We start from the raw sequence: 25,398 nt of genomic DNA on the forward strand, positions 1-25,398 counted from the left end.
TCCCATGGAAGGGAGGTATGGAATTATCGGCGAATGGACCAATATCTGTGGGTGTTGAAGCAAGATCAACTTGATTTGATTCGCGAATTGGAGCCGGCCAGGCTTGAGCTGCTCGACGAAGAAGGCCTGCTCGGTTTGCATAAACGGGTACGGCGGGCCCGGAACAAATACACCACCAACTATCGACGCAAAGCGGCCGATGAAGTCCTGGAGGCTGGTGGACGTGGAGCCGCGGCGAACAAGTCAGACAAAGCCCGGGCCCGGGCCTTTGTGTTCGAAGAAGCGCTCTCGATCGTCAGCACAGAACTTGCCCGCGTGGCCCACGAGGCCGCCGAGGAGCTGAAGGACGAGCGGCTGGAACGCGCCAGCGCAGGCAAATCGTCCGGGCCGGACAGCTCAGGAACAGGTACCAAGTCCGGCACTGGTTCGGGGCGGGCCCGGTCGCACCAGAAAACCACGGGCGGAGTGAAGCGGGACGCGTCCAGCCGCTCGCAGGGTGCCCAACGCCAAGCCAAGAAGGACGCGCGCTAAGCCGCACCAAACACAACGAAACAAGCGCACGACGGCGGGAGGTCGCCGTCGTGCCCTTGCGTCAGGACGCTCCCGGGTCACCTACGCCGTGAACGCCAGGTCCTCCAGCTTCACCCGGAACTGCAACTGTTCGCCGCGGGACAGACGCAATGCCTCCTCCACGGCGCTCGCCGCCATACGCTCAAGCTCGTTGCCGAGGGACCCCGCAACGTGCGGAGTGAGCAGCACGTTGGGGTGCGTGTAGAACCGGGAATCAGAGGGGAGTACCCAGGGTGTTGTTACGTCCAGGACCGCGTAAAGGTCGCCCTTCTCCACCCGGGCAAGCAGCGCGTCCTGATCGACCAGCTCACCGCGTGCCGTGTTGATGAACGTGGTGCCCGGCCGCATCCGTGCGATCAGTCCGGCATCTACGAGGTTCTTGGTGGACGGCAACGACGGCGCGTGGAGGCTGACCACGTCGCTGCCCGCCACGAGTTCATCCAGCGTGACCAGCCCGACCCCCAGAACGCTGGCTTCCTCGGGGGAGAGGTAGGGGTCGGCAACCACGACATCCAGATCGTAGGGGGCTAGAAGCCGGATGACGTGCCGGCCGATTTTTGAGGCGCCGATGATGCCCACGCGCTTGCGGTAGTTGCCCATGTCCGGGAACAGCTGCTCCGCCAGGACATCGGTCCGGGTGGTGTGCAGGGCACGGGCGATCTGGAGGACCCGCTTGTTGGCCAGGATGATCATGGCCACGGTGTACTCGGCCACCGGGATGGCGTTGGCATCGGCCGCGGAGCTGATCTGGATGCCGCGTTCCCAGCAGGCGTCGCCGATATGGTGTTTGACGCTGCCTGCGGCATGCAGGACGTAGCGCAGGCGGGGTGCTGCATCGAGGACGGCGTGGTCGATCACCGGGCAGCCCCAGCCGGTGAGGAGGATGTCTGCCTCTGCCAGGATGGAGCGGCCCTCCGCTGAGGTGAAGTCCTGGATGGGTTCCCGGCTCAACAGCGTCAGTGCGGGCTCCAACGGGTCCAGGCTCCGCGGCGGAAACACCGCCCGCGCCGTGTGGGACGGCATGGCCAAGGCAACATTCAAACTCATTTGACGCTCCCCGCTGTCAGTCCGGACTTCCAGAACCGCTGCAGCATGATGAAGGCCACCAGCAAGGGAATGATGGACAGCAGAGAACCCGTGATGACCATGGGCGTGAATTCGGGTTGGGGAATGGAGTAGCCCTGCCAGATGGAAATGCCGACGCTCACGGGCAGCAGTTTCTGGTCCTGGAGCATTACCAGCGGAAGCATGAAGTTGTTCCATACGCCCACGAACTGGAACAAGGCGATGGTGATGTAGCCGGGCATCATCATGGGAAGCCCCAGGGAGAAGAAGGACCGGATGGGTCCGGCGCCATCAACGCGCGCGGCCTCAAGCGTTTCCGCCGGAACGTACGCCGCCGAGTAGACCCTGGCAAGGTACACGCCGAAGGGGTTGCACAGCACAGGGATGAGGATGGCCCAGATGGTGTTGGTGATGCCGAAGACCGAGGCCAGCAGGTACATGGGGAGCACAGTTGCCGTGTTAGGAATCAGCACGCCCACCAGGACGATTCCGAAGAAGGAATCCTTGCCGCGGAACTGGAATTTGTCGAAGGCATAGCCGGCCATGACGGAGATGAGGCCGCCAAGGATCGCTCCGAATGCTGCATAGAACATGGAGTTGGCCATCCAGCGGAGGAACATGCCACCATCCTGGTTCAGGACCGCCATGATGTTCTCAAGGAACGCCGGCTCTCCCAAGGCGTAGGCAGCTGTGCCGTAGAGGTCCGCGGTGTTCTTGGTGGAAGCGAAGAACAGCCACACCACGGGGAGGACCATGTAGGCGCAGCCCAGGATCAGCAACGCGTTTACCGTGAAAGTGCTTCCGAAGCCGCCGGCCCGGGCAATCGGTCGGCGGCGCCTGGGCGTGGGTGCCGGTGTTGAGGTGTGGTCGCGGGACATCGTAGAGGTACTCATGCTTTGTTCCTCGAGCTGAAGCGGGTAACGGCCCAGGACAGTACGGCGGCCATGAGCGCGATGATGATGGAGGCGGCCGCGGCCTGGTTGAGGTTATGGCGGTTGAAGGCGGCGTCGTAGGCCCACATGTTCGGAACCCAGGTGCTGGTGACTGACGCCGTGGCCTTGGAGATGATGGACGGCTCGGTGAACAGCTGGAGCGTGCCAATCACCGTGAAGAGCATGATCACGCTCAACGCAGGCAGGATCAGGGGCAACTTGATGCTGATGGCTGCACGGATTTCGCCGGCGCCGTCCACGCGGGCGGCCTCCAGGATCTCCCTCGGAACAGCCTGCAGCGCGGTGAAGAGCACAATCACGTTGTAGCCCGTCCACTCCCAGACGGCGATGTTCACGATGGAAGGCAGGATCATCTGGTTGTCCAGGAAGTTCAGGGAGATTCCGCCGGTTTCCAGGACAGAGACGATCGGGCTGACGCCGGGCGTGTAGAGGTATGCCCAGATCAGCGCTGCGATGACGCCGGGCACTGCGTGGGGGAGGAAGACCAGGAGCTGGAAGAGCTTCCGTGCCCGGGCGACTGCTGCGTCCATCAGGAGGGCAAACGCCAGGGCACCACCCACCATGCAGGGGATGTAGAGCAGGCAGTACAAGGCGAGGCGGCCAATGCCGCCGACGAAGCTCTCTGACTGCAGGACCTGCAAATAGTTTTCCAAGCCCACAAACGACGTCTTGGCCTCGCCAAAGCCCAATCCGGACTTTTGCTGTGCGAAGAAGCTGAGCACGATCGCGTAGATGACCGGCGCAACCATTGCGAGGGCGAAAATCGTGAAGAAGGGTGTCAGGAACAGTGCGGCGGTGCGGCCCCCGGTTCCGGACATGGCGCGGGGTTTACGCTGTGTCCGAACCTTGGGTTGGCCGGTGATGGACGGCTTGGTGGGTGCTTGGGTGACCATGATTAATCTCCTCGCTGGCGGGGCGGCATCGCAGTCACGAAGCCGCCCCACCGTGCGGGCCTACTCCTTGACGGAGAGGCCGTTCTGCTTGAGTCCGGCCACCGTGGCGCTCTGCGCCGTGTCCACGGCTTCCAGGACCTTGCCGCCGCTGGTCAGTTTTCCGTAGGCGTCCTTGAGGGCGGTGTTGGTGATGTCCCAGTTGGGGCCCCACTGCCAGCCAGGAGTGATGGAGGCGTAGGCCTTGTCGAAGACCGAGTAGATGTCGTTGCCAAAGTAGCTGGAATCGAACGCCTTCTGCGCTACTGGCGTCAGGCCCGGGAAGGCAAGGAACGCGGAGCCGGTGTTGCCGCGGGCTGTGATGGCGTCCTTGCTGGTGGCCAGGAACTCGATGAACTTGGCCGCAGCGGCCGGGTTCTTGCTGCTCTTGGTGATGTTGAAGCTGGAACCGCCGTAGAAAGCGTCTGCCGGTGTTCCCCAGTTGGGCACCTCGGCCGCGATCCACTGGCCCTTTTGGCCGCTGGCTTCCGTGCGCTTCTGGATGCCGGTTGCGCTCCAGTTGGCACCAAGGACGCCGACGACGGCGCCGCTCGCCAAGTCTGCCGACCACTCGTCGCTGAAGGACTGCTGGACCTTGACGATCTTCTGGTCGATCAGCTTCTGCCAGTAGTTGGCCACTTTCTGTGTGGCTTCGTCATTGACGCCTACCTTCCAGCTGTCGCCTTCAGTGCCGAACCACTTGGCGCCGGCCTGCCAGGACAGGGCTGCGGTCAGCGCGGCTTCGTTCGGGTTGAAGCTGGCGAGGTGCGCTTCCGGTGCTACGGCCTTGATCTTCTTGCCGGCTTCTTCGAATTCCTGCCAGGTCTTGGGGACTCCTGCACCGGCCTTGTCCAGCATGTCCTTGCGGTACCACATGATCATGGGCGCGGCATCGTAAGGGAGTGCGTAGGTTGCGTCGCCGAACTGGACCAAAGCTTTGGTCTCGTCAGTGAGCTTGTCTACGGTTTCGGCCTTGTTGATGAAGCCGTCCAAAGGCTGCAGTTGGCCATTGCTGACGAACTGGGGCAGTTGCGGGTATTCGATCGTGGCAACATCCGGGCCGTTGCCTGCCGTGATGGCGGTGGAGAGCTTGGCGTAGCCGCCAGCGCCGCCGTTGGGGATGGTTTCGAAGGTGACCTTGATCTTGTTCTGGCTGGCGTTGAACGCCTCGGCCACCTTGTCCATGCCCGCCATGGACGACCAGAAGGTGATGGTGCCGGAGGGGTCTTCGGTGGGGGCTGGTGTGGCGGCCGGGGAACTGCCACAGCCGGTGATGAGGGCAGCACTTGCCATCAGGCTGACTGCTCCGAGTAGAAGCTGGCGACGCTTCATTCTGTTCTCCTTTGAAGTTCACGATGCGAAGTCGTGGTGTGCTCTGGGGCACCTTTGGACTACGCACCATGAAATCCACAAAAATGAACATCAGCAATGAAGTGAACAGAAGTAAACAATCCTGAGCCCGCCGTCCTGGCGGGGACTAGGCCTGCGTTGAGTCCCTCACCACCAGGGCGGGGGACAGGTTCACGCGTTGAAGCGCTGAAGTGCTCCCACGCCTTCCCCCTATCCGGGTCAGGCACATCACCAACGCCTGGTGGCCGACGTCGTATTTCGGCGGTGCCACGGCGGTGAGCGGGACGGCCCCGAGCGCGGCGATCTCGTCATCGTAGGAAACGATCGCGAAGTCTTCCGGCACTCGGACCTGCCGTTCCAGGCATGCGCTCACAAACTGGAGGGCATCCTCATCGGTGTGGACAACAGCGGCCGTCACTCCCGTCGAGGCGCACCAATCCAGGATCCCGTTCATCAGCTCACGATGGGCTTGCGGATCATTCTGCGCACGGGACATGGCACGCACCATCGAGTCGTCGTGGGGGTGTCCGGCGCGCTGCATGGCGATGTGGAATCCATCAATGAGCTGCGACGCGGTAGGACTGTTCTCGCGCAGGCAGATGGCGATCCTCTGGTGGCCGAGTCCCAGCAGGTGGTTCACCGCTATCTCCGAGCCGCGCACATGGTCGCTCCGGACTGATTCGAGCCGGCCGAAGTCCAGTGCGTCGTCGATGGACCGCTCCACCACCACCACTGGCACCTCCGATTCCGCCAAGAGGTCCAGCGTTTCGGTTTTGGCCAACGATTGCTCGCTGGGGGTGATGAGGATTCCGTCGACCCCGTGATCGTAGAGCCGCCGCAGCTGCCGTCGCTCCTCGGCAGCCGAGTAGTTGGAAACCCCCAGCACCAACCGCACGCCGGCTTCCTGCGCGGCGGCTTCGGCGCCGCGGATCACGCCCGGAAAGTAGTACGACGCCGATGGAACGATCATGCCGATCGTCGCCAACGGACGCCTTCCGCCGGGACGCCACGACGTCGACTGCGGGGCCGCGGGGCCAGCGGGCTTACCGCCGGTGGAGACAGCGCCGCCATGCACACGCTCCAGCAGGCCTTGCTCGGCGAGCACAGCGAGATCACGCCGGACAGTCATCCCCGATGTCCCCAGTTTGGCCGCGAATTCCCCGGCATTGAGGGAGCCATGCAGAGCCAGCTCCCTCAGGATGAGCTGTTGACGATCCTCGGACAGCATGCAGGTCTCCGCCTATCAAGTTCACTTATGTTCAGTTTGTTCATTATGAACCAGAACAGAGTGCGGACGCGGATCGACGACGCCTTATGTGCCGACCTTCACCACTGAGACCTCGACGGCGGCCGGCCGGGGGAGCAGGTGCCGCCGCACGGCTTCGGCTACTTCGCGGGCCACAACCGGGGCCGGACGGGACGTGGCCACCGCGATCCGCATCTTTACTGCGAGCACCCCGGCATCGTCAGTGAGGCTGATCAGAGAAGGAGTCTCCCCGGTCAAGGCGGACAACGCGGCGCCGGCAATGGACTGCCACAGCGGTTGGGCAGGGTAGACCGCGTTGACACCTTCCACCGCCTGAACCACTCCGAGCAGCTGTTCGGCCAAACCGCCCAACTCTGCCCAGGTGCCCGAAACACTTGCGGGGGCGGCATCCCCGACTTCCAAAGGCTCGGTCATGGCTGCTCCTCGGTCATGGGATCTGCAGGGGTAGTGGCATCTGCAGGGCTTGCTGGCTTGGGCGGCTCCAGCACATCGGTGACAGTGATGTTGATGGCTTGAATGGTCAGTTCAGTATGGGCGGCCAGGGTTTCTGCCAGCTCCTGGCGAAGCGTGGCGGCACGTTCTTCCATGGGGTGTCCGTAAACGACTGCTACTTCCACGTCCACGGTGATCCCGGCTCCAGGTGTGGTGACGTCTCCGTGCAGGCGGCATTTGCCGGCGGCTGTACCCGGAAGGGCGTCGGCTACGGAACGGATGAGTGCGGAGATGGATCCTTCCGTTTCCCACAGAGTGTCGTTGGGGTTCCCGGACTGCAAAGGAATGCTCCGTCCCGGCCGCAACTCCAGCCGGAGGTTGTCCAGGATGGACTGCATCCAGTCGTCCGTGCCGGAGCCGGCATCCGCCACGTCGGAGCTGAGCAGTTCACGTCCCAGCTCGGAGAGGTGACGCAGCGAGGCCAAGCCGGCCTGGCATTCGGGGCATGTTTCCAGGTGGACCGGATCTGCAATCTGTCCAGTGTCCAAGTAGGCGCTCAGCTCCGCGAGGCTGTGGCCGCATTCGAGGGTGTCGCTGGTGGTGTTCATCGCCATTCCTCCATGGTGCGCGCAAGAGTGATCCGTGCCCGGGCCAGGCGGCCGCGGACACTGGCTGGGCTGATGTTCAGTGTCAGCGCAATTTCCTCGTAGCTTTGGTCATTGAACTCCTTGAGCACCCAACAACGCCGCTGCTCCTCTGGAAGCTTGGAGAGCGCCGCCTTCAGGGCCTCGATTCGGGAGCTGTTGACGGCGTTGGTTTCCGGGTCCTTGTTCCTGGGCGGGGAATTGGAATCCACTGTGTTTTCCACGTCGCCAAGGTCCGCGTGGTTGCGGCGCTTCCGGAGATGGTCGATGCTGCGGCTGCCAACGATGCGAAGCAACCAACCCTTTACCGCAGCCGGGTCCCGCAAGCTGTCCAGTTGTTTCCAGGCCTGGACGAGTGTTTCCTGGACGACGTCGTCGGCGTCGGCCAGTGAGCCGGTCAACCGACGGGCCGTGGCCCGCATCAGGGGGCCGTGGCGTCTGGCGAGGGCCTCGAAAGCGGCCGTGTCACCATCTGCGGCCCTGCCTGCCAGCAAAGCATCGGGAACCAGGTCCAGTTGGTGCTGCGCCGCGGGTGAACCAGTCACGTTTCCTGCCTTCCCAGTACACGGTGGACTTGAGTCTGAATCTTGGATAGTGAATCGAGGCGGTAGGTTCGGGACGGTTCCGTATGCCGGTGGAACCGTCCCGACCCGGTCTTACTTCTTGGTGAAACCCTCTTTGAGCTTCTGGGCGGCATCCTTGATGTTTTCGCTGATGTCCGCTGCAGCGTCCTTGACCTTTTCGCCGGCCTGCTGGAGCTTGGCCTGTGCTTGGTCCTGCTGGCCCTCGCGCTCCAGCGCCTGATCGCCCGTGAGCTTTCCTGCGCCTTCCTTGGCGGCACCGAGGTGCTCGGTGGCTGCGTTGTTGATCTTGTCGTTGATACCCATGGTGTTCCCTTTTCTTGTTGTGCGCGGCCTTTGAGGGCCGTGCCGGTTTTTATTCGGTGGAAAGCTGTTTCACTGCGGTGACTGATGAGAGACGGTCACCGGGTACGACGGGAACCGGACACCCGGGTCCGGGCGCCGCTGGTGATTCGGACCAGGACCGGTATTGGATGGCCCAGCCAGGCGTCGATTCCTTGGATGAGTTCTTCGGCGGTGTCGGCAAGCTCCCTGGGTGAGGTTCCCTTGCGCGCTTGCATGCGGAGCCGCAGCGCCGTCCCGCTCCGTGATTCCCAAGCGGAGACTGAAGCAGCCAGGACGTTCTTGTTGCCGTTCAGGGCTTGGTGGACTGCTGCGGAGATGAGTCCAACGTCCACCACGGTTCGGCCGTTGCTCCCGTCGGCTTGCTCTGCCAGGCGGGGTGTCCGGCCGCCGCCCTGGGATGCCAGCCAAGCGGCGCTGAGTACGGCGCCCAGCAGCAGCGCCGCAACGCCGGCCACCAGCCACCAGCTTCTCGCCGGTTCAGGTAAGAGAGCGGTGCTGGAGAGGGTGCGGGCTTGATCCGTCAGGGTAGAACCAATGGCCCGCCAGGTATCCGCTGCTCCCGGCAGGGTTCCGGCCGCGATGAGTGCGGCTCCGGTGCCCAGCAGGGCCAGCCCCACCACGGTGAGCAGGATGCGGTTCACTGCACGGTTGGTCCTTCTCATTGCCCCACTGCTCCTTCGTTCAATACCCGTACGCTGTGCTTGACCGGCCGATCCAGCGCATAGGCGGCCAGTTCGCCGTCGAGCGCTGTTTTGATGGACTCAAGGTTCAGGGGAACGCCCGACGTCGGACGGACCTGGACGCGTACGGACCGTCCGCCGACGGTGGTGGTCACCTGCCCTGGCGCCAAGCCCGCGGCAAGCCGGGCCTTGCTGGACACGGCTGCGGCGATGACATCGTCATCGACAACCGTTGCCGTGCGGTCGCTGGCCAGGGCGCGCCTGGGGCGGCGTCCCTTGCCGACCGCTATGCCGATGATCAGCAGCCCCAGAATTCCCAAGCCAACGCCAGCTGCGGTCATGCCCGCCGGGATGGTGTTGGCGGGAAGGTCAAGCAGCCACTTCCGCAGCTGGGCGGGGCTGGCAAGCAAGGGCTGGTCCTTGAGCAGCCACAGCACGGATTCCAGCGCCAGCCAGAGGAACGTGATCAGAAGAAGGGAGGCCGCCACCACGGACGGGATGGACCTTGAAGAATGTGTGTCCCTGCGGATCATGCGCCGGATGACTCGGTCCTGCTTCACTGCACCCTCCTTTCCGTGGAGTGACTTTCCTTCAACTGTGCCTGCTTGGATCCAGTGAGCCGGATGTCGACGCGGCCAAGTTCCATGCCGGTGAGTTCCAGGCTGCGGGCCACCAGCTCTGTCCGCGCGGCCTGGGCCTTCTCGAACACGGTGCCATGCGTTGCTTTGCCGTCCAGGGCTGTGCCCGCATCCGGCCGGGGCCCCAACAGGGGCGGGAGCGCAAGCTGGACTGAAACCCTGACGCCGAGCCTGCCGGAGTCGTCGTCCAGTTCAGCCGTGACGTTGCTCCCGCCTACCTGGAAAGCGCGGGCCGTGATGGTTTCCACCGTTTTGCGGAGCGCGGTCCGGGCAATTCGGGTGTGCCCGGCCCTGTGCCCGGCCCTGTGCCCGGCTTCGTTCCCGGCGTTGTTCTCCGGTGCCGGGCCACCGGCTTCGCTGATCATGAGGAGGAGCGCTTGCCCCGCAGGGCATCCAGCACCCCGCCCAGGTCAAGCTTTCCCTCGGCGGAGCGGCCCAGCACGGCTCCGATTCCTACGAACAACGCCGTCAGCAGCAGCCCCCAGAATCCGAAGGCCAAGCCGGCCAGTGCCAGGACCGCTCCTACGGCCATGCCCGTAACTGTGGGGCTCATGCGACCCTCGGCTCACGCGTGGCATCATCGGCGTCGGAATCCTCGGACGGCACATGGATATCCGTGATGGTGACGTTCACTTCGGTGACTTCCATGCCCACCAGGTCCTCGATGGCCGTGTAAACGGCGTCGCGGGCGTTGTCTGCGACTTCCTGGAGCGGGTGGGGGTATTCAACAACCAGGGTGACGTCCACGGCCACCTGGGTTTGGCCAACTTCTACGCTGACACCCTGCGTGAGGTCCTTCTGGCCAACCTTTTCGCGGAGGTTGCCGATGGCCCGGGCCGCGCCGCCGCCCAGGGCATGGACGCCGGGGATTTCCTGGATGGCGATGCCGGCGATCTTGGCTACGACGCCGTCGGCCACTGTGGTGGCGCCACGGCCGTCCTTGCCCTTGTCCTGGATTGGCTTGTCCTGGATGGGCGCCGGGGTGTTCTTTGCGGGGACGTCTGCGGGGGTGTGGGTCTGGATCGTCATGGCAATCACTCCTGTCCGTTGTGTGCGGCGTTCTTTTGCGCCGTCATGAAGAGGACGCAACGAAGTGAAGGATCCTCACGGTGACTTTTGTGTGAGCTGCATCACTCTTTAGTCGTTCACTATTGTTCAACTCACTCCGATCCAGCTGCGGACAACCTACTGTAATGAAGCTGGAACTACGCCCCCGCAGGAGACTCATGGCCATCGGCTTCACCATGCCCGCCCCGGATTTCGACCTCAGCCCCATCACTGGATGGACGCGGGAGCACTGGCTGGCCCTCGCGGATCAGCAGTTGCTCGCGGTTCGCCCCTACTTTTCACCCCGCAAGGCGACAATCCGGCTGAGCGGCCGCCCGTCGTCGTCGGGAGTTGTGTCCGACGGCCTGGAAGGTTTCGCCCGAACGTTCCTGCTGGCGGCTTTCCGCGTGGCGGGCGAGGGCGGCGATGACCCCCACGGCCATGTGGACCTTTACCGCGAGGGCCTGCTTCAGGGGACCCAAGGGGACGGACCTGAAGCGTGGTTGCCGATTACTGATCGCTCGCAACCCATGGTGGAGGCTGCATCCATCGTCCTTGGGCTCCAGATCACCAAGGCCTGGCTGTGGGACACCCTCGGCGGCGACGAACAGGCGCAGGTTGCCGCCTGGCTGCAGGGCTCCTCGCGCAGCACCTGTGTGGACAACAACTGGGTGCTCTTCCAAGTGATGATCGCCGAGTTCCTGGCCGGTGCCGGGTTCGAGCACAACGAACGCCAGATCGAACACGGCCTGCAGCGCCTGGAGGACTGGTACGCCGGCGGAGGGTGGTACAGGGACGGGGACAACGGCGGTACCGGCGATTTCTTCGATTACTACTGCGGTTGGGCCATGCACCTCTACCCCATCCTGTGGGCCGAATTCGCTGCCGGCCGGTACCCTGAAGCCGACCGCCGCCTGGACCTCTATCGGACCCGGCTCGCGGCTTTCCTGGAGGACCACGTCAGGTTCTTCGGTTCCAACGGCGCCCCGATTTTCCAAGGCCGTTCGCTGATCTACCGCTACGCCGCGGTGGCGCCCCTCTTCATGGGTGAGGCGATCGCCGCGACGCCGCTCAACCCCGGCCAGACCCGTAGGATCGCCAGCGGCGCGGCGAAGTACTTCCTCGACGGCGGCGCTTACGACGACGGCCTGCCGTCACTTGGGTGGTTCGGCGCTTTCGAGCCAATGACCCAGGGATACTCGGGCCCCGCCTCGCCGTACTGGACGTCCAAGGCGTTCGTAGGATTGCTCCTGCCCGCCGACCACCCGGTGTGGACCGCCGTCGAGGAACCATCTCCGTTCGAGGGGGATGACGGCCTGAAGCACGCAGAGGCGCCCAACTACCTGCTCCACTCCACTGCCGCTGACGGCATTGCCCGTCTGCTCAACCACGGCAGCGACAAGTACTACGCGCCGGGTCCGGACGATCCCCTGTACCGCCGCCTCGCCTACTCAAGCCACACGGCGCCACTATTCACCACGCACCCGGTCGACAACCACTTCGCTGTCCTCAATGACTCCGGCACGCCCAGCCGCCGGGCGAAGACCCACCGCCCCAAGGCCTGGCATCAACAGGCAGCCAGTTGGCATGCCCCCGTGTGGGATGACACCGACGACCCCGCCGATTCACCCTGGCGGGTCGCGACGGGAACGGCCGCGGCAGGCGGGTACGAACTTCGGGTCCACGCCGTGGTGTCCCATGTTGCCTCTGGCCTGGCCGTCCGCGATGGCGGCTACGCGCTGGCCGGTAGCCGCCCCGTGGAGAACCGGGATGGCGTGCTCAGCGACGGCCGGCTTCACACCGCCATATGGCCCCTTTACGGCTATACGGGCGTCGGAACCTACCGGGCGGAAGGCGCGTCGCCATTGGGCGAGCTGGCCGCATGCGGCTATCTGGAAGGCCAGCTGTCCGGCAAACGCAGCTGCTTCGCTTCACTGGTGTACCTCGGTGGTGAGCCTCCTGCCTGGGTTCCTCCCGCCGTCGGGCGTCCAGTTTTTGACGTGCTCGACGACGACAGCCGCATCGGCGCGCGCCTTGCCTTGGGTTCGGGACAGGTTTTGGAGGTGTCGTTCGCCTTCTGAGGCGCGGGAGCGAATCTTGAGCGAATCTTGAGATGACCCGGCGTCCTTCTTGAGCAGTCCATCCGATGGTTGAAACATCAGCCAATCTGCTGATGGGAGCTTCCAGGAAGGACCACCGAAATGACTGACCAGATCTCCACCAAGTCCGCAAACGCCGGCATTGCCCGCGATTCCCTGTCGGGAACTGCCGAGGCAGTCCGCCATGCTGGGGAGGTCCTGGGCCAGAACCGTGCCGTGGTGGCCGTTCGTGAGCAGTTCAACCCCCTTGGCGTGGGGCTTCGGAGCATCTGGCCGCAATCGGTCGTCGGGTTCTAGGGCCCAACAACTTTGAACCGGGCGGGGGGGGGGGGGGGTGGGGGGGGGGGGGGGCCGGTGCGCGCTCTCCCCCCCCCCCCCCCCCCCCCCCCGCCGGGCGCCCCCCCCCCCCCCCCCCCCCCCCCCCCCCCCCGGCGTCGTTTAAGCGACGATGGAGTCCAGCTCGAAAATAAGGAGGCTTGTCATCAAGGAAGAGATGAGGAAGGCCGCTGGTGTGGCCGAGGAAGCCGCGAATTCGCGTACCTTTGCCGCTGTTGCCCGGGCCGGCTACGTGGTGAGTGGACTGCTGCACCTGCTGATCGGTGTCATCGCCCTGCAACTGGCAGTGGGCCGCGGCGGTGAGGCCGATGTCAGCGGAGCGGTGACGGAGCTGGCCCGCCAACCGGCCGGTCCGTTCCTGCTCTGGGCCTGCTTCGCAGCATGCGCGGCGCTGGCATTATGGCAACTTGGTAACGCGATCCTCGGCTTCCGGGGCGGTGTGGGCAACAAGCTCACCAAGAGACTCTCCGCCGTAGGGCAGGCGATCGTCTTCGCCGGCCTTGCCGCCACCATCGTCTCGTTCGTCGCTGGCAAGGGCCAGAACAGCAGAGAGTCCACCAGCGACTACACCGTCACACTCATGAAGGCCCCGTTCGGGATGTTCCTGCTGATCGCCATCGGTGCCGGCATCGCGATCACGGGCATTGTGTTCGCAGTGCGGGGCTTTCGGCAGAAATTCACCAAGGACCTCTCGCTGTCCTCCCACCAATCCGTGCGCAAATTCCAGCTCGGTGTTGGCGTGGTGGGCTACATAGCCAAGGGGATCGCCCTTTTCCTGGTGGGCCTGCTGGTGGTTATCGCTACGGTCCGTGCCGAGCCTGAGCAGTCAACCGGACTCGATGGCAGCTTGAAAGCCCTGCGGGAACAGCCGTATGGGGTGTACTTGTTGGCAGCTGTTGCGCTGGGGCTCATCGCCTACGGCCTGTTCCTGATGGTCAAAGCACGGACGCTCCGGACTTAGCTTCTACGTGGACTCGCATCACCTTGCTTCTTCCTTCTCGATGGGGATCCACAACTGCCCACGTCCGTGCGTGCCGCCTGCCTCCACCTGGACGCTGAGCATTTCAGGTCCAGGCGCCCACCTGTACGGGTTGGCCGGGAACCATTCCGTTGCTGCGTCCGCCCACATGTTTTGCAGGACCTCCGGGAACTTCCCCTCGGTTTCGAAAACGACCCACAGACCTGCCGGCACTTCAAGGGCGTCCAAACCTGCCGGTGCGGCCTGGCTGGATGCCACGGCGTGCCAGTAGTCCAGTTCGCTTCCCTCGGTGCGCTGCTCATCGATGGCGTCGGTGACAGACAGCGGGCCGGCAGGATCCATGTCTGCGAACCCGAGCATGCGCTGGGTGACACTGGGGTCCAGGCCCCTTTGAAAATCGATGATGGCCTGGTTGGGTCCTTCGTGGACCAGGGGGACGCGGGCTTTCATTCCAATAAGGCGGAAAGCAGGCCTGTCCTCAATGCGGTGCTTCATATCGGTATTCCCTTCGACTCGGAGATGGAACCTCAGCTGAGGCTGGGAATGGAGGACGGCGCCAGGCTGTCTGGCCTCAGACGGCGTCAGCCCGTGCATGGCCTTGAAGGCGCGGGTGAACGCTTCAGCTGAGCCGTATCCGTAGCGGACCGCAACGTCCAGGACTGTTCCGCCCTCAAGGATTTCCGCAGTGGCCGCCGTTAGCCGCCTCCTGCGGATGTACTCCGAGATGGGGAGGCCAGCCAGGGAGGAGAACATCCGCCGGAAGTGATATTCGGACGTCAACGCGGTCCGGGCCAGGGTGCTCACCTCCACGGTCGCGGTCAGGTCATGCTCGATCAGCTCCACGGCCCTGTTCCATTCGTGCACAGTCGCCTCCATTCCTTGCACCGACGCTACGCGGGCCACAGCGGTGATGGCCCAACAATCCTTGCCCGAAATTATCAGGCTCCGGACAACGCAAGAACCCGGAGGCTGCAGTCGCAGCACTCCGGGTTCCTGGATCTCGTGGAGGAGCCGGCGTTCAGGTACTACGGCCGGCTGGAGCCAGACGCCTCGTCATCAGGTTCGGATGAGAAGGGCCGGTCCGCAGGGGTCTCTTCCGTATTGTGTTCGTCGAGTTCGGCGTCGGCCGAGGGAACAGTCTTCTCGGCGTAATCGCCCTCTGTGTAGTCGCCGCCGGCGTCGTCCTTCAGGGTCTCAGGGGACACTCCGGTTTCGCCGTAATCGCCCTCGGAGTACTGGCCTTCGAGTTCGTCGCCGTTGGCGTCGCGGTTCGGGTGATCAGCCATGGTGCGTCCTGCGGCTGGTGACCAGCCCGTAGACCAGCAGCACGATGAGTGAGCCGCCGATAGCCAGGAGCCAGGTTCGGATGGCGAAGAACTCCGTTAGTCCCTCGCCGAAGATCAGGCCGCCGATCCAGCCGCCCAGCAAGGCGCCGACCACGCCTAGCAAGAGGGTTATGAACCAGCCGCCTCCTTGGCGTCCGGGAAGAATAAGCTTTGCGATGGCACCGGCCAAAAGACCGAGCAGAAGAAAACCAAAGAAACCCATTTTTGCTCCTACTTTCTTTGTCGATGGAAATTCCATGAACGTGTTGAAGCGGTCACTTCATCGGGCGCCTTTTCCGCATTTAAGGCGCCGAAATGCGGCCCTTGGAGGCCGCGCGATGTACGGGAACGGAAAAGCCAATGCAACCCGATGAATTTGTTAAATGCAGCCAGTAAAGCACTCCTGCCGATGGGGGGTCGGGCTCAGTACTACAACTGCAACGCTAGCCGCTCCGGGAACCAGTAGCAAGTAACCTGATTATCTACTTGCCCTTGGATGGAGCCCCGAGCTGGCCGGATTACGGGGCTGCTGGTCATCCACGGGGAGTCTCCGACTTCCTTGGCGGCCTCCTTGGCCTGCCAACTGATTCCTCAGCAGTATTCATCATCCAGTCATCCAGTCCCATGGTTTTCACTCCTCGGGTCGTGGTTCGGGGGCCGCCGGCGATTATCCGCCGCTTGGCGCATTATTTTAGGCGTTTGTCCCATTCCAGCAAATCTTTGTTGGTCGGCCTGCGATCAATGCGCAGGTGACAGCGCGCAGGCTACGGGGATAGTGTCGAGGAATAACGCCTCGAAAGGAGTGATTCCTGTGAAAGGGAAAGCATTGTTCGCCGTTGGAGTGGCCGTCGGCTACGTATGGGGATCGAAGTCCTGGCCGGAGGTGTTTCGGCGGGTACGTGGAGGCACGGAAAAGCTCTGGAAGAACCCTGACGTCCAAGAGAACGTACACCAGGCCACCGAAGCTGTACAGGAGTCGGTGCCGGATGTCTTGGACAACCTCTATGAGGCCGGCAAAAAGCTGATGGAAAGGGCCGAGGCGATGTTCCCTGGAATCACCTCGCCGAAGGAGGGCCAGCGGACGGGTTCGTCCACGCATGAACCGGCAGCAACCACCGTCCCTACCATCAAGTCAGACGTAGTGTCGGATCCTGCCCTCGATGACACCACCGGAAGTGACTGGACGGACGAGGGCGGCGCAGCGCCGGAAGGACCAGCCACGAATACTCCGCCCCGTCCCTAGTTCCCAGCTAGATGCTGCGGTTCGCGGCCGTCAAAATTGCCTCTCCCAGTTCCTTGGGCTTAGTGAACTGGGGCCAGTGTCCTGTAGGCAGGTCGATGTAGTCCACGTCGTGGATCCTTGCGAGCTCGGCGGTAAAGGGATGGCCGGCGTCCATCCACTCCTTCAGCAATGACGACGGGAACTGGCAGGCGATGATGGTGGCAGGAACGTCGTAGCGCCGGACGTCGCTCAACTGCTGCTGGTCAAAGGCAACGCCCTTGGGTTCGGGGATGGCGCGTGCGCGGAAAGCTTCCTTCAGGTCATCGGTGAGGTCCACCAGGTCCTCGTCCTCGAACGCTTCCCACGGCGGCAGCGGGAGGTCGTCGCCGTCGTCGGGCAATTCATCATTGATGACCCCGCCCTCACCGAGAGGGCCACTGTCCACATAGATGGCACGGGCCACCCGGTCTGGGCGGGCATCTGCCACGCCATGGATGATGGCGCCGCCACCTGAGTGGCCTACAAGGATGACTTTGCCGTCCAGGGAGTCAACTTTCGCCGCGACGGCATCTATGTGTGTGCGCAGGCCGATGCCGGCGCGGGAGGCATCGACGGATTCCAGCCCAGGGAGCGTCAGCGGATGAACCGTGTGTCCTGCGGCCACCAGCGGGGGAGTCACCTCCTCCCATGACGAGGCGTCCAACCAGAAACCGGGTACAAGGATGATGTCCATGCGGGTACCCTACGGGAGCCCATCGACAGTTTGTAGGGGCCGTTAGTCTCCGTCGGCCAGCTTTTGCACAACCTTCGCCAGGATCTTGCCGCGGGACTCCGGGGTGCGGGCCTTGAGTACCTGCAGGATGATGAGGTAGCGCCCGGTCTTACCCAGCCGTTCGAAACCTTGCTTGGCGGCGCGATTTCCTGCGAGCGCGGCCTCCAGGTCCTCGGGAACCTCGGCGTTGGCTTGCGAAACGTACGCTGCTTCCCAGCGCCCGTCAGCCTTGGCGGCGTCTATCTCGGCGAAGCCCGCCGGCTGCATGCGTCCAGCCTGGATCAGGGCCTCCACTTTTCCCACGTTGACTTGGGACCACGAGCTGCGGGCCCGGCGACGCGAGTATCGCTGCAGGAAGGTTTTCTCGTCGTTTCCGCGGCGTTGGCCGTCGATCCAACCGAAGCAGAGTGCGCCGTCCAGGGCGTCTTCGATGCTGATGAGTCCGGCGCCTGAGTTCTTCTTGCCGATTATCAGCCAGGCTTCGGCTTCAGTGTCGTGGTGTACAGCCAGCCAGCCCTCCCAGTCTGCTCCGCTGGCAAACCTCAGCAGCTCGGGCTCGTTCTTCTCCACCGTGGACCTCCCTTTCCCACTACCAGCATCCCCCAAGTAGGTCGCAGCAGAGGGTGTTATGAGCGCTCAAAACGCGTTCTGTTGCGACTCAGGTGGGTTCCGGGAGGGGGTTGACGGGACGCTGATCGCGGGTCATAGTTATCGTATACGATTTCGTACCTGATGCAGCTCGACGAAGAGGAGGCGCTGTGACACTGGAGTTCCGGACCCAGGAACTGAGCCAGGACATGCTGGCCCGGACGCGCAAGGTTATTGCGGTCCACATCAACTACCCCAGCCGTGCGGCACAGCGCGGGCGTACTCCTGAGCAGCCGTCGTACTTCCTGAAGCCGTCCTCGTCTCTGGCGCTCGGCTCCGCTGATTCTCCCGGCGCCGTTGAGCGTCCCGCGGGTTGTGAACTGCTGGGCTACGAAGGCGAAATCGCCTTGGTCATCGGCAAGTCCGCCCGCCGCGTTGGCCTTGACGATGCATGGAGCCACGTCGAATGGGTCACTGCGTCCAACGACCTCGGCGTCTACGACCTCCGCTACGCAGACAAGGGCTCCAACGTCAGGTCCAAAGGCGGCGACGGCTTCACCCCCGTTGGACCCGCGCTCATCCCGGCCGACGCTGTCGATCCCACCCAGTTGCGGATCCGCACCTGGCACAACGGGGACCTCGTCCAGGACGACACCACCGAGGATCTGCTCTTCCCGTTCGCGCAGCTCGTCGCCGACCTCTCGCAACTGCTCACGCTCGAAGAGGGCGACATCATCCTCACCGGCACCCCCGCCGGTGCGTCGGTCGCCAAGCCGGGTGACGTCGTCGAAATTGAGGTCACCGGCGGTGATTTCAGCAGCGGACGCCTCGCCACCAAAGTCACGGAAGGTACGACGCCGTTCGCGGACTTTGGTGCCCGGCCCCAGACCGATGACACCCAGCGGGAAGAGGCGTACGGATCGAGGGAAGCGGCAGGACTGCCTTCTGAACCGGCCGCTGCCGCAAGTGTCCTGACTCCGGAACTGAAGGCGAAGCTGGAAAGCGTCGCCACGGCAACCCTTTCTTCCCAGCTCCGCAAGCGCGGGCTGAACAACGTGAGCATCGACGGCCTGCAGGCCACCCGCCCGGACCGCAAGGTGGTGGGCCTGGCCAGGACCCTGCGTTATGTGCCCAACCGCGAGGATCTCTTCAAGACCCATGGCGGCGGATTCAATGCCCAGAAGCGCGCGATCGATTCCGTGAACGACGGCGAAATCCTGGTCATGGAAGCCCGCGGCGAGAAGGGCACTGGCACTGTGGGGGACATCCTGGCACTGCGTGCCCAGGTTCGGGGAGCTGCTGCGATCATCACCGACGGCGGCGTCCGCGACTACTCGGCGGTGGCCGAGCTGGAGATGCCCACCTACTTCGCAAACCCGCACCCGGCAGTGCTGGGACGCAGGCACATTCCGTGGGACACGGACATCACCATCGCCTGCGGCGGAGCGACCGTGCAGCCCGGCGACATCATCGTGGCCGACTCCGACGGCATCCTGGTGATCCCGCCGGCCATCGCCGAGGAACTGGTGGATGACTGCATCGCCCAGGAAAAGGAAGAGACGTTCATCTTCCAGATGGTCCAGGAAGGCAACAGCGTGGATGGGCTCTACCCCATGAACGCGGAATGGCAGGCACGGTACGCGGAATGGTCCGCTCGCCGGCAAACCGGGGAAGGAGCCCACAGTGACTGAAACCGCCGTCGGAAGTACCGCCGTCGAAAGTGCCTCCCAAAGCAAGTCACAGCAGGCGTATGCCGCCGTGAAGGCTCGAATTATTGAAGGGACGTACACGCCGGGTTACCGGCTGGTGCTCGCGAAAATTGCCGAGGATTTGGGCTTCAGCGTGGTTCCCGTGCGGGAAGCGATCCGTCGGCTGGAGGCCGAGGGGCTGGTGAAGTTCGAACGGAACGTGGGCGCCACGGTGTCCGGGATCGACCCCACGGAGTACCTGTACACGATGCAGACGTTGAGCATCGTGGAGGGTGCGGCCACGGCGTTGTCCGCTCCGCTGATTGATCCGGTTTCCATTGCCCGGGCGCGTGCGGTGAACGAGGAGATGCGCGAATGCCTGGAGCACTTCGACCCCGTCCGCTTCACGGCCTTGAACCAGGACTTCCACAGTGTCCTGTTTGAGCACTGCCCCAACCCTCACATTCTTGACCTCGTCCACAGGGGCTGGAACAGGCTGGCCTCGCTTCGCTCCTCAACCTTCAGATTTGTCCCCGGCCGCGCGCAGGAATCGGTGCGCGAACACGAGGCGCTGCTGCAGCTCATTGAGAGTGCGGCCGACGCCGACACCATTGAAAAAGCAGCCCGCCAGCACCGCGCCGCCACCCTGGACGCGTACTTGGCGCAAGCCAAACAGTAAACCGCCACACTGATCACCAGTTAGGACTTCAACGATGACGACCTCTGTAGAGACCGCCAAGCATTACATTCCCGAGAACCTGCCGTCCCACATCCAGCACTTCATCAATGGCGAGTTCGTTGACTCCGTGTCCGGCAAGACCTTCGATGTCCTGGATCCGGTGTCCAACGGCAACTACGCCACCGCGGCTGCAGGCCAGAAGGAAGACATTGACCTCGCTGTCGCCGCGGCACGCGAAGCCTTCGTCAATGGCCCGTGGCCGAAGATGAAGCCGCGCGAACGTGCCCGTGTGCTGAACAAGATCGCTGACGCCGTGGAGGCCCAGGAAGCCCGCCTCGCCGAACTCGAAACGTTCGATACCGGCCTGCCGATCACCCAGGCCAAGGGCCAGGCGCTCCGAGCAGCCGAGAACTTCCGCTTCTTCGCGGACCTGATCGTGGCCCAGTTCGACGACGCCATGAAGGTCCCGGGCTCGCAGATCAACTACGTGAACCGGAAGCCGATCGGCGTCGCAGGCCTCATCACCCCGTGGAACACCCCGTTCATGCTGGAGTCCTGGAAGCTCGCCCCGGCCTTGGCAACGGGCAACACTGTGGTGCTCAAGCCTGCTGAGTTCACCCCCTTGTCCGCGTCCCTGTGGGCGCAGATCTTCAAGGACGCCGGCCTGCCCGACGGTGTATTCAACCTGGTCAACGGCCTGGGCGAAGAAGCCGGCGATGCCCTGGTGAAGCACCCTGACGTACCGTTGATCTCCTTCACCGGCGAGACCACCACGGGCCAGACCATCTTCCGCAACGCCGCAGCCAACCTCAAGGGCCTGTCTATGGAGCTCGGCGGCAAGTCCCCGTGCGTCGTGTTCGCTGACGCCGACCTGGATGCCGCGATCGATTCGGCATTGTTCGGGGTCTTCTCCCTCAACGGCGAACGCTGCACGGCCGGTTCCCGCATCCTGGTGGAGCGGGCCATCTACGACGAATTCTGTGAAAAGTACGCCGCCCGGGCTAAGAACATCGTGGTGGGCGATCCCCACGATCCCAAGACCCAGGTTGGTGCCTTGGTTCACCCGGAGCACTACAACAAGGTGGCGTCCTACGTGGAGATCGGCAAGTCTGAAGGTCGGCTCCTGGCCGGCGGCGGCCGACCCGACCACCTGCCCGAAGGCAACTACATCGCACCCACGGTGTTTGCCGACGTCGCGCCTGACGCGCGGATTTTCCAGGAGGAAATCTTCGGTCCCGTCGTGGCCATCACGCCCTTCGAGAACGACGACGAAGCCCTCGCCTTGGCGAACAACACCAAGTACGGCCTGGCGGCCTACATCTGGACCCAGAACCTGACGCGGGCCCACAACTTCTCCCAAAACGTGGAGGCCGGCATGGTGTGGCTCAACAGCCACAACGTCCGCGACCTCCGGACCCCGTTCGGTGGCGTGAAAGCTTCCGGCCTGGGCCATGAGGGTGGCTACCGCTCCATCGATTTCTACACCGACCAGCAGGCCGTGCACATCACGCTCGGATCCGTTCATACCCCCAAATTCGGCGCCTAAACTCGGAGTTTTTGTACAGATAACGCCCCTAAAACCCGTTCTAAAGGGCCGTACCTGTACAAAAACTCCATCCAAATGACCCCTTTCAACGAAGAGAGAATCCCATGAGCAACTTCACCGGCCCCATCCCCACGCCCACGGTCCCGGCACCGGATATCGTCCGCTGCGCCTACCTGGAACTCGTGGTCACGGACCTCGCCAAATCCCGCGCGTTCTACGTGGACCTCCTCGGCCTGCACGTCACCGAGGAAGACGAGAACACCATCTACCTGCGCTCCTTCGAGGAGTTCATCCACCACAACCTGGTGCTCCGCAAGGGCCCGGTGGCCGCAGCAGCAGCATTCGCATACCGCGTGAAGTCCCCGGCCGAGGTGGACGCCGCCGAGGCGTACTACCGCGAGCTGGGTTGCCGGGTGGAGCGCCGCAAGGAAGGCTTCACCAAGGGCGTGGGCGACTCCGTCCGCGTGGAAGATCCGTTGGGCTTCCCGTACGAGTTCTTCTACGACGTAGAGCACGTCGAACGCCTCACCCAGCGCTACGACCTCTACTCCGCCGGCGAACTGGTCCGCCTGGACCACTTCAACCAGGTCACCCCGGACGTCCCGCGCGGCCGCAAGTACCTGGAGGACCTCGGCTTCCGCGTCTCAGAGGACATCAAGGATTCCGACGGCGTCACTTACGCCGCGTGGATGCACCGCAAGCAGACCGTGCACGACACCGCCCTGACCGGCGGCAACGGACCCTGCCTGCACCACATCGCGTTCTCCACGCACGAGAAGCACAACATCATCCAGATCTGCGACAAGATGGGCGCCCTGCGCATCTCCGACCGCATCGAACGCGGCCCCGGACGCCACGGCGTGTCCAACGCGTTCTACCTCTACATCCTGGACCCGGACGGCCACCGCGTGGAGATCTACACCCAGGACTACTACACCGGCGACCCCGACAACCCCACCGTCACCTGGGACGTCCACGACAACCAGCGCCGCGACTGGTGGGGCAACCCCGTGGTCCCGTCCTGGTACACCGAGGCCTCCCTGGTCCTGGACCTCGACGGCAACCCACAGCCCATCATCGAACGCGAGGACAAATCCGAAATGGCCGTCACCGTGGGCGCCGACGGCTTCTCCTACACCCGCCCGGACGCGGCGTCCGGCGAGGCTGCCGAAGGATTCAAGCTCGGGGCGCAGGTCTAGGACCATGTTGGACGCGAAGACGATCGAAGCCATTGCCGACGAGCTCCTCGAGGCCGGCCGCTCCCGTACGCCGGTTCCTCGGTTGACTGCCCGCTACCCCGATATGACGGTGGAGGATTCCTACGCCGTGCAGCAGTTGTGGCGTCGGCGGAATGAGGAAGCCGGGCGCACGTTGGTGGGGCGCAAGATCGGCCTGACGTCCAAGGCCATGCAGGCCGCTACGGGAATCACTGAGCCGGACTATGGAGCCATTTTCGATGACATGGTCCTGGATACCGGGTGTTCGGTGCAGTGGGACAAATACACGCATCCCCGGGTTGAGGTGGAGTTGGCCTTCGTGCTGAAGTCCGGCCTCAAGGGGCCAGGCTGCACCATCTTCGACGTCCTTAACGCCACGGACTACGTGGTTCCGGCCCTCGAAATCCTGGACTCCAGGATCGAGATGGAGGGCCGGACCATCGTGGACACCATCTCGGACAACGCCGCGATGGGCGCCATGGTGGTGGGCGGACGTCCGGTGCGGCCGGACGCCGTCGACCTCCGCTGGGTCTCCGCCATCCTGTACAAAAACCAGACCGTGGAGGAGACCGGAGTGGCCGCCGGGGTACTCGACCACCCGGCCAACGGTGTCCACTGGCTGGCCAACAAGATCGCCGCGCATGGGGACTCGATGAAGGCCGGAGACATCATCCTGGCGGGCTCGTTTACGCGCCCGCTGTGGGTGTACAAAGGGGATACCGTGCACGCGGATTACGGACCGTTGGGAGTGGTGACATGCCAATTCGACTAAGCCCCACCTTCTACTCGGCACTCTCCGGGGCCGGCCGGCCCCTGGCGGGCATGTGGGTCTGCTCCGGCAGCCCACTGGTCGCCGAGATCTGCGCCGGTTCAGGCTTGGACTGGGTTCTGATCGACGCCGAGCACAGTCCCAATGGCCTCGAGTCGATCCTCGCCCAACTCCATGCCGTCAGCGGTTACCCCGTGCAGGCTATGGTCCGCCCGCCGGTCAACGACACCGTGGTCATCAAGCAGTACCTGGACCTCGGTGTGCAGAACCTGATGATCCCCATGGTGAACTCGGCCTCTGACGCCGCAACTGCGGTTGCCGCTGTCCGCTACCCGCCGCACGGTGTTCGCGGCGTCGGATCCGCACTGGCCCGTTCCGCACGCTGGAACCGCGTCCCGGACTACCTGGCTACCGCCTCGGAGACCATCAGCCTCACCGTCCAGATCGAATCCGAAGCCGCAGCATCCGCGGTGGAGGAGATCCTGGCCGTCGACGGCGTGGATGGCATCTTCCTGGGCCCCTCGGATCTCGCAGCCTCCATGGGCCTGCTGGGACAGCAGGAAAATCCCATGGTGAGGGCCGTCGTCGAGCATTGCCTTGAAGCCGCGAAAGCGGCTGGGAAACCGGCCGGCGTGAACGCCTTCAACGAGGCAACCGCCCGGGCCTATCTCGACGCCGGTGCCTCCTTTGTGCTGGTCGGCGCCGATGTCGCGGTGCTGGCCCGCGCGTCGGAAGGGTTCGCGTCAACGTTCATTCCCGTGTCTGAAACGGCTGAGCGCGAAAGCTACTGACCTGTTCTTGTCCGCGGTAGACGGTGGGCTAGGCTCGACGGAACGAGAGCCTGAGGGGGCAGTGCCATGAATCGTCGTGTTGTAGCTGTAGCGTCCGTTGTTGCCGTGCTCGGACTGGCCGGTTGTTCGTCGCCGACTGGCCCGGATGTCCTGGCGCGGGAAGCGACGGCCGAGGACGAGCTTCCGGAGACCGTGAGCCTCATCAGTGTGGATACGGACATCAAAGCGGGGTCAGCCCGATTGCTGGCCACCCACGACGATGTGGAGTACTTCGCGGCCAAGAGTTCCACTGGTGGGTCTGCCTGCTTGATTACGGTGCCTGTAGGACTCCCGGGGCGGTGGAGGGCGGGGTGCGCAGCGGTAGCGACTGGTGAGGACATCGTCACCTTGACTAACTTTGACGATTCACAAGCGAAGCTCATCAACGACGGCGTGGATGCCGGCCAGTCGAAATACGACGGATGGACCCAGGTCCACCCCAACCTCCTGTACAAACCCCGCTAGCTATTTGCGGGCCATGTACCATTCCGTGAACTCGCGTGCCCGGCCGTCCTCAGCGAAGCGGATCACCCACAGATTGTCGTAGGTGGGGTCCCCGTTCAGATACGTGGTGAGGCCTTGGACGAAGGCAGTATCGCCTTCCCTGCCCAGGAGCGTCCACTCGAAGGTCCAATCCTCGGGCTGGTCACCGGCGTCGGCCCACCCTTTGACGATCTCTTCGTGGCCGTTCCAGGGTTTCGAGGTGTTGGGCCGGTCGTTGTAGACGGCATCTTCCGTGAAGAGCGCCCGGATGTCGTCGGGCTCATTCGACGTCCAGGCGCGTTCGTACTTGTCCATCCAGGAATTCACATCATTGCTCATCTACCCGTTCTACCTTCCGGGGCCG

The 25,398-nt window shown here is 63.8% G+C and carries 32 protein-coding genes; 12 read left to right on the plus strand and 20 right to left on the minus strand.

The genetic code is table 11. The features are described 5' to 3' along the window. Positions 1-51: 51 nt before the first annotated feature. Complete coding sequence (locus LN996_RS13290; protein ID WP_231340849.1) at positions 52-531, plus strand: hypothetical protein; 480 nt, start codon at positions 52-54, stop codon at positions 529-531. A gap of 81 nt (positions 532-612) precedes the next feature. On the opposite strand, the gene LN996_RS13295 is transcribed toward LN996_RS13290, so the two are convergent. From LN996_RS13295 to LN996_RS13360, 14 genes are all read right to left on the minus strand, one after another. Beyond that, complete coding sequence (locus LN996_RS13295) at positions 613-1,617, minus strand: hydroxyacid dehydrogenase (protein ID WP_231340850.1); 1,005 nt, start codon at positions 1,615-1,617, stop codon at positions 613-615. Next, complete coding sequence (locus LN996_RS13300; protein ID WP_231340851.1) at positions 1,614-2,528, minus strand: carbohydrate ABC transporter permease; 915 nt, start codon at positions 2,526-2,528, stop codon at positions 1,614-1,616. Before LN996_RS13300 ends, LN996_RS13295 begins: the two co-directional genes overlap by 4 nt. Beyond that, entirely contained in the window at positions 2,525-3,481 is a 957-nt protein-coding gene (locus tag LN996_RS13305; RefSeq protein ID WP_231340852.1) for a carbohydrate ABC transporter permease, read from the minus strand. Before LN996_RS13305 ends, LN996_RS13300 begins: the two co-directional genes overlap by 4 nt. A 60-nt stretch (positions 3,482-3,541) precedes the next feature. After that, the gene (locus LN996_RS13310; RefSeq protein WP_231340853.1) at positions 3,542-4,849 is read right to left on the minus strand and encodes a sugar ABC transporter substrate-binding protein; all 1,308 of its coding nucleotides are present in this window, start codon (positions 4,847-4,849) and stop codon (positions 3,542-3,544) included. A gap of 145 nt (positions 4,850-4,994) precedes the next feature. Further along, positions 4,995-6,095, minus strand: a complete 1,101-nt coding sequence (locus tag LN996_RS13315) for a substrate-binding domain-containing protein (RefSeq protein WP_231340854.1) — start codon at positions 6,093-6,095, stop codon at positions 4,995-4,997. Positions 6,096-6,179: 84 nt separating this feature from the next. Further along, a complete protein-coding gene (locus LN996_RS13320; RefSeq protein WP_231340855.1) occupies positions 6,180-6,548 on the minus strand; it encodes a hypothetical protein in 369 nt (122 codons plus the stop codon). Then, positions 6,545-7,174 carry an Asp23/Gls24 family envelope stress response protein gene (locus LN996_RS13325; RefSeq protein WP_231340856.1) on the minus strand — a complete coding sequence of 210 codons (630 nt, stop codon included), beginning with the start codon at positions 7,172-7,174 and terminating at the stop codon, positions 6,545-6,547. Before LN996_RS13325 ends, LN996_RS13320 begins: the two co-directional genes overlap by 4 nt. Continuing rightward, the gene (locus LN996_RS13330; protein WP_231340857.1) at positions 7,171-7,755 is read right to left on the minus strand and encodes an RNA polymerase sigma factor; all 585 of its coding nucleotides are present in this window, start codon (positions 7,753-7,755) and stop codon (positions 7,171-7,173) included. Before LN996_RS13330 ends, LN996_RS13325 begins: the two co-directional genes overlap by 4 nt. A gap of 111 nt (positions 7,756-7,866) precedes the next feature. Continuing rightward, entirely contained in the window at positions 7,867-8,097 is a 231-nt protein-coding gene (locus LN996_RS13335) for a CsbD family protein (RefSeq protein ID WP_231340858.1), read from the minus strand. A gap of 95 nt (positions 8,098-8,192) precedes the next feature. Beyond that, positions 8,193-8,798, minus strand: a complete 606-nt coding sequence (locus LN996_RS13340; protein WP_231340859.1) for a hypothetical protein — start codon at positions 8,796-8,798, stop codon at positions 8,193-8,195. Then, entirely contained in the window at positions 8,795-9,376 is a 582-nt protein-coding gene (locus LN996_RS13345) for a hypothetical protein (RefSeq protein WP_231340860.1), read from the minus strand. Before LN996_RS13345 ends, LN996_RS13340 begins: the two co-directional genes overlap by 4 nt. Next, on the minus strand, positions 9,373-9,819 hold the full coding sequence (locus LN996_RS13350) for a hypothetical protein (RefSeq protein WP_231340861.1): 447 nt from the start codon (positions 9,817-9,819) through the stop codon (positions 9,373-9,375). The genes LN996_RS13345 and LN996_RS13350 overlap by 4 nt, the downstream gene beginning before the upstream one ends. Continuing rightward, positions 9,816-10,007, minus strand: coding sequence for a DUF2273 domain-containing protein (locus LN996_RS13355; protein WP_024818603.1), 192 nt, complete (start codon positions 10,005-10,007; stop codon positions 9,816-9,818). The genes LN996_RS13350 and LN996_RS13355 overlap by 4 nt, the downstream gene beginning before the upstream one ends. Then, the gene (locus LN996_RS13360) at positions 10,004-10,483 is read right to left on the minus strand and encodes an Asp23/Gls24 family envelope stress response protein (RefSeq protein WP_231340862.1); all 480 of its coding nucleotides are present in this window, start codon (positions 10,481-10,483) and stop codon (positions 10,004-10,006) included. The genes LN996_RS13355 and LN996_RS13360 overlap by 4 nt, the downstream gene beginning before the upstream one ends. A gap of 164 nt (positions 10,484-10,647) precedes the next feature. Here LN996_RS13360 and LN996_RS13365 point away from each other — a divergent pair, with 164 nt between their 5' ends. The 3 genes from LN996_RS13365 (at position 10,648) to LN996_RS13375 (ending at position 13,897) form a co-directional block, all read left to right on the plus strand. Next, on the plus strand, positions 10,648-12,582 hold the full coding sequence (locus tag LN996_RS13365; protein ID WP_231340863.1) for a DUF2264 domain-containing protein: 1,935 nt from the start codon (positions 10,648-10,650) through the stop codon (positions 12,580-12,582). 120 nt (positions 12,583-12,702) lie between these two features. After that, entirely contained in the window at positions 12,703-12,897 is a 195-nt protein-coding gene (locus LN996_RS13370) for a hypothetical protein (protein ID WP_231340864.1), read from the plus strand. 196 nt (positions 12,898-13,093) lie between these two features. Then, positions 13,094-13,897 carry a DUF1206 domain-containing protein gene (locus LN996_RS13375; protein ID WP_231340865.1) on the plus strand — a complete coding sequence of 268 codons (804 nt, stop codon included), beginning with the start codon at positions 13,094-13,096 and terminating at the stop codon, positions 13,895-13,897. Positions 13,898-13,915: 18 nt separating this feature from the next. Here the strand turns inward: LN996_RS13375 and LN996_RS13380 are convergent, their stop codons facing one another. The 3 genes from LN996_RS13380 to LN996_RS13390 form a co-directional block, all read right to left on the minus strand. Further along, positions 13,916-14,779 carry an AraC family transcriptional regulator gene (locus LN996_RS13380; RefSeq protein ID WP_231340866.1) on the minus strand — a complete coding sequence of 288 codons (864 nt, stop codon included), beginning with the start codon at positions 14,777-14,779 and terminating at the stop codon, positions 13,916-13,918. A 161-nt stretch (positions 14,780-14,940) separates the two neighbouring features. Continuing rightward, positions 14,941-15,201 (minus strand): hypothetical protein, encoded by a 261-nt coding sequence (locus LN996_RS13385; RefSeq protein ID WP_231340867.1) that lies wholly within the window; start codon positions 15,199-15,201, stop codon positions 14,941-14,943. After that, positions 15,194-15,463: a GlsB/YeaQ/YmgE family stress response membrane protein gene (locus LN996_RS13390; protein ID WP_231340868.1), complete on the minus strand. Its 270-nt coding sequence runs from the start codon at positions 15,461-15,463 to the stop codon at positions 15,194-15,196. Before LN996_RS13390 ends, LN996_RS13385 begins: the two co-directional genes overlap by 8 nt. A 588-nt stretch (positions 15,464-16,051) precedes the next feature. On the opposite strand from LN996_RS13390, the gene LN996_RS13395 reads away from it, so the two are divergent. Continuing rightward, complete coding sequence (locus LN996_RS13395; protein ID WP_231340869.1) at positions 16,052-16,483, plus strand: DUF4555 domain-containing protein; 432 nt, start codon at positions 16,052-16,054, stop codon at positions 16,481-16,483. A gap of 7 nt (positions 16,484-16,490) precedes the next feature. On the opposite strand, the gene LN996_RS13400 is transcribed toward LN996_RS13395, so the two are convergent. Continuing rightward, the gene (locus LN996_RS13400; RefSeq protein WP_231340870.1) at positions 16,491-17,195 is read right to left on the minus strand and encodes an alpha/beta fold hydrolase; all 705 of its coding nucleotides are present in this window, start codon (positions 17,193-17,195) and stop codon (positions 16,491-16,493) included. A gap of 42 nt (positions 17,196-17,237) precedes the next feature. Next, complete coding sequence (locus tag LN996_RS13405; RefSeq protein ID WP_231340871.1) at positions 17,238-17,804, minus strand: YdeI family protein; 567 nt, start codon at positions 17,802-17,804, stop codon at positions 17,238-17,240. Positions 17,805-17,992: 188 nt separating this feature from the next. Between LN996_RS13405 and LN996_RS13410 the strand changes: the two genes are divergently transcribed. The 7 genes from LN996_RS13410 (at position 17,993) to LN996_RS13440 (ending at position 25,016) form a co-directional block, all read left to right on the plus strand. Then, positions 17,993-19,513 (plus strand): fumarylacetoacetate hydrolase family protein, encoded by a 1,521-nt coding sequence (locus LN996_RS13410; protein WP_308102723.1) that lies wholly within the window; start codon positions 17,993-17,995, stop codon positions 19,511-19,513. Then, positions 19,506-20,189: a GntR family transcriptional regulator gene (locus tag LN996_RS13415; RefSeq protein ID WP_231340872.1), complete on the plus strand. Its 684-nt coding sequence runs from the start codon at positions 19,506-19,508 to the stop codon at positions 20,187-20,189. The genes LN996_RS13410 and LN996_RS13415 overlap by 8 nt, the downstream gene beginning before the upstream one ends. 34 nt (positions 20,190-20,223) lie before the next feature. Continuing rightward, positions 20,224-21,735 carry a 5-carboxymethyl-2-hydroxymuconate semialdehyde dehydrogenase gene (gene hpaE, locus LN996_RS13420; protein WP_144652317.1) on the plus strand — a complete coding sequence of 504 codons (1,512 nt, stop codon included), beginning with the start codon at positions 20,224-20,226 and terminating at the stop codon, positions 21,733-21,735. Between the two features lie 104 nt (positions 21,736-21,839). Next, positions 21,840-22,934: a 3,4-dihydroxyphenylacetate 2,3-dioxygenase gene (hpaD, locus tag LN996_RS13425; RefSeq protein ID WP_231340873.1), complete on the plus strand. Its 1,095-nt coding sequence runs from the start codon at positions 21,840-21,842 to the stop codon at positions 22,932-22,934. Positions 22,935-22,938: 4 nt separating this feature from the next. Next, positions 22,939-23,724 carry a 2-oxo-hept-4-ene-1,7-dioate hydratase gene (gene hpaH, locus LN996_RS13430; protein ID WP_231340874.1) on the plus strand — a complete coding sequence of 262 codons (786 nt, stop codon included), beginning with the start codon at positions 22,939-22,941 and terminating at the stop codon, positions 23,722-23,724. Further along, a complete protein-coding gene (locus LN996_RS13435; protein ID WP_231340875.1) occupies positions 23,709-24,512 on the plus strand; it encodes an aldolase/citrate lyase family protein in 804 nt (267 codons plus the stop codon). Before hpaH ends, LN996_RS13435 begins: the two co-directional genes overlap by 16 nt. Positions 24,513-24,578: 66 nt before the next feature. Continuing rightward, positions 24,579-25,016, plus strand: coding sequence for a hypothetical protein (locus LN996_RS13440; RefSeq protein WP_231340876.1), 438 nt, complete (start codon positions 24,579-24,581; stop codon positions 25,014-25,016). Here the strand turns inward: LN996_RS13440 and LN996_RS13445 are convergent, their stop codons facing one another. Beyond that, on the minus strand, positions 25,017-25,373 hold the full coding sequence (locus tag LN996_RS13445) for a nuclear transport factor 2 family protein (protein ID WP_231340877.1): 357 nt from the start codon (positions 25,371-25,373) through the stop codon (positions 25,017-25,019). Positions 25,374-25,398 lie beyond the last annotated feature (25 nt).

It is taken from the genome of Arthrobacter sp. AK01, from assembly GCF_021109375.1.
GTDB lineage: Bacteria > Actinomycetota > Actinomycetes > Actinomycetales > Micrococcaceae > Arthrobacter.

Bases quoted from the DNA above. Each gene is read 5' to 3' on its own strand.
- LN996_RS13335 (WP_231340858.1), bottom strand. From the start codon at position 8,097: ATGGGTATCAACGACAAGATCAACAACGCAGCCACCGAGCACCTCGGT.
- LN996_RS13400 (WP_231340870.1), bottom strand. From the start codon at position 17,195: ATGGACATCATCCTTGTACCCGGTTTCTGGTTGGACGCCTCGTCATGG.
- LN996_RS13435 (WP_231340875.1), top strand. From the start codon at position 23,709: ATGCCAATTCGACTAAGCCCCACCTTCTACTCGGCACTCTCCGGGGCC.
- hpaH (WP_231340874.1), top strand. From the start codon at position 22,939: ATGTTGGACGCGAAGACGATCGAAGCCATTGCCGACGAGCTCCTCGAG.
- LN996_RS13295 (WP_231340850.1), bottom strand. From the start codon at position 1,617: ATGAGTTTGAATGTTGCCTTGGCCATGCCGTCCCACACGGCGCGGGCG.
- hpaD (WP_231340873.1), top strand. From the start codon at position 21,840: ATGAGCAACTTCACCGGCCCCATCCCCACGCCCACGGTCCCGGCACCG.
- LN996_RS13350 (WP_231340861.1), bottom strand. From the start codon at position 9,819: ATGATCAGCGAAGCCGGTGGCCCGGCACCGGAGAACAACGCCGGGAAC.
- LN996_RS13370 (WP_231340864.1), top strand. From the start codon at position 12,703: ATGACTGACCAGATCTCCACCAAGTCCGCAAACGCCGGCATTGCCCGC.
- LN996_RS13310 (WP_231340853.1), bottom strand. From the start codon at position 4,849: ATGAAGCGTCGCCAGCTTCTACTCGGAGCAGTCAGCCTGATGGCAAGT.
- LN996_RS13340 (WP_231340859.1), bottom strand. From the start codon at position 8,798: ATGAGAAGGACCAACCGTGCAGTGAACCGCATCCTGCTCACCGTGGTG.
- LN996_RS13390 (WP_231340868.1), bottom strand. From the start codon at position 15,463: ATGGGTTTCTTTGGTTTTCTTCTGCTCGGTCTTTTGGCCGGTGCCATC.
- LN996_RS13320 (WP_231340855.1), bottom strand. From the start codon at position 6,548: ATGACCGAGCCTTTGGAAGTCGGGGATGCCGCCCCCGCAAGTGTTTCG.
- LN996_RS13440 (WP_231340876.1), top strand. From the start codon at position 24,579: ATGAATCGTCGTGTTGTAGCTGTAGCGTCCGTTGTTGCCGTGCTCGGA.
- LN996_RS13360 (WP_231340862.1), bottom strand. From the start codon at position 10,483: ATGACGATCCAGACCCACACCCCCGCAGACGTCCCCGCAAAGAACACC.
- LN996_RS13445 (WP_231340877.1), bottom strand. From the start codon at position 25,373: ATGAGCAATGATGTGAATTCCTGGATGGACAAGTACGAACGCGCCTGG.
- hpaE (WP_144652317.1), top strand. From the start codon at position 20,224: ATGACGACCTCTGTAGAGACCGCCAAGCATTACATTCCCGAGAACCTG.
- LN996_RS13300 (WP_231340851.1), bottom strand. From the start codon at position 2,528: ATGAGTACCTCTACGATGTCCCGCGACCACACCTCAACACCGGCACCC.
- LN996_RS13315 (WP_231340854.1), bottom strand. From the start codon at position 6,095: ATGCTGTCCGAGGATCGTCAACAGCTCATCCTGAGGGAGCTGGCTCTG.
- LN996_RS13365 (WP_231340863.1), top strand. From the start codon at position 10,648: ATGAAGCTGGAACTACGCCCCCGCAGGAGACTCATGGCCATCGGCTTC.
- LN996_RS13385 (WP_231340867.1), bottom strand. From the start codon at position 15,201: ATGGCTGATCACCCGAACCGCGACGCCAACGGCGACGAACTCGAAGGC.
- LN996_RS13325 (WP_231340856.1), bottom strand. From the start codon at position 7,174: ATGAACACCACCAGCGACACCCTCGAATGCGGCCACAGCCTCGCGGAG.
- LN996_RS13375 (WP_231340865.1), top strand. From the start codon at position 13,094: ATGAGGAAGGCCGCTGGTGTGGCCGAGGAAGCCGCGAATTCGCGTACC.
- LN996_RS13355 (WP_024818603.1), bottom strand. From the start codon at position 10,007: ATGAGCCCCACAGTTACGGGCATGGCCGTAGGAGCGGTCCTGGCACTG.
- LN996_RS13305 (WP_231340852.1), bottom strand. From the start codon at position 3,481: ATGGTCACCCAAGCACCCACCAAGCCGTCCATCACCGGCCAACCCAAG.